Annotated in this window: 1 protein-coding gene; it reads left to right on the top strand. The window is 44.5% G+C overall.

The features are described from left to right. Positions 1-90: 90 nt before the first annotated feature. Positions 91-1,404 (top strand): IS4 family transposase, encoded by a 1,314-nt coding sequence (locus F0231_RS20715; protein WP_171761563.1) that lies wholly within the window; start codon positions 91-93, stop codon positions 1,402-1,404. Positions 1,405-1,428 lie beyond the last annotated feature (24 nt).

Below are 1,428 nucleotides of genomic sequence, written 5' to 3'. Positions count from 1 at the left end.
TAATGCCGATCAGTTAAGGGTTAAATGATCGGTTGAACGATCCTTCCAAGGTGTCAAAATCCGAGTGTATTCCATGCACTCGGATTTTTTATGTTTCTAAGACAGGCTTTCAACCAAGTTCATCAATTCTCTGCTGAACAACTTTCAGGATTATCTGATCTTCTCTCACCTGAACTGATTGCTCAATGCATGGAAAACACTGGTATCACGACTATCCGTAGGCGCAGATTACCCATGGAAATGATGGTGTGGAGTGTTGTTGGAATGTCCCTATATCGTCACTTATCCATGGAGAAAGTTGTCTCCAAGCTAGATATTCTGCTTCCCGGTAAAAAGCCATTTGTTGCTCCAAGTGCAGTAATCCAAGCCAGACAGAGACTTGGCTCTGATGTGATGAAGTCTGTTTTTACTCAAACGCAGAAGCTGTGGAATGACAAGACTCCACACCCAGACTGGCATGGTTTGACGCTTCATGCAGTAGACGGTGTAGTCTGGCGAACCCCAGACACTAAAGAGAACGATGAACACTTCAGTCGTACTCGAAATCAGAAGTGCTCATCCGAATATCCTCAAGTTCGAATGGTCTGCCATATGGAACTGACCAGCCATCTTCTCAATAGTGCGTCATTCGACTCGACTTCGGTAAGTGAAGTGAATCTAACAACAGAGCTCATTGAGCACTCGCCAGACCAAAGCCTGACTATTTTTGACAGAGGTTTTTACGCCCTAGGACTGTTGCATCGTTGGCAAGCGACTGGAAAAGATAGGCACTGGCTTATCCCTATGCGTAAAGGAGCTCAATATACGACGGTTCGTAAGTTGGGACGAGGGCAAGAGTTAGTTGAATTAAAGCTCTCTCCACAAGCTAGAAAGAAGTGGCATGATTCCCCGGAAACACTAGAAGCTCGCTTGATAACTAAGATAGTAAAGGGCAAGGAGATACGGTTGTTAACCTCCATGACAGACCCCTTACGTTACCCAGGAAAAGACATTGCGGAGCTCTACAGTCACCGATGGGAGATAGAGTTAGGCTATAGAGAAATGAAGCAATATATGCTTCAAAATAATCTTACTCTGCGAAGTAAAAAGCCAGAACTGGTGATACAAGAGTTATGGGGAATGTTATTAGCCTACAATTTACTTCGCTTCCTGATGTGTCAAATGGCTTACGACCAAAATAAAGTCATGCCTTACCAAATCGGCTTTAAACAAGCGTCGTTGTTCTTGATAGGTCAGTTGCAGCTGCTTCCAGCCGTTGCTCCTGGGAGAATCCCGGAGGTAATGAACTACATACTGGATATGGCGGAGAGTTTTACTCTGCCAGAAAGGCGGGATAGAAGTTATCCACGAGCGGTAAAAAGAAGGCCCAGTCGCTACGCGACTAGGCCTTCAAAAAGGTATTAAATGCTTCTTAACTTACAAGCATTA

The sequence above is a fragment of the Vibrio sp. RE86 genome, assembly GCF_013114545.1.
Lineage (GTDB): Bacteria > Pseudomonadota > Gammaproteobacteria > Enterobacterales > Vibrionaceae > Vibrio.
Note: the sequence above shows the minus strand (reverse complement) of the source record. Positions and strands in the feature narration are given on the sequence as shown.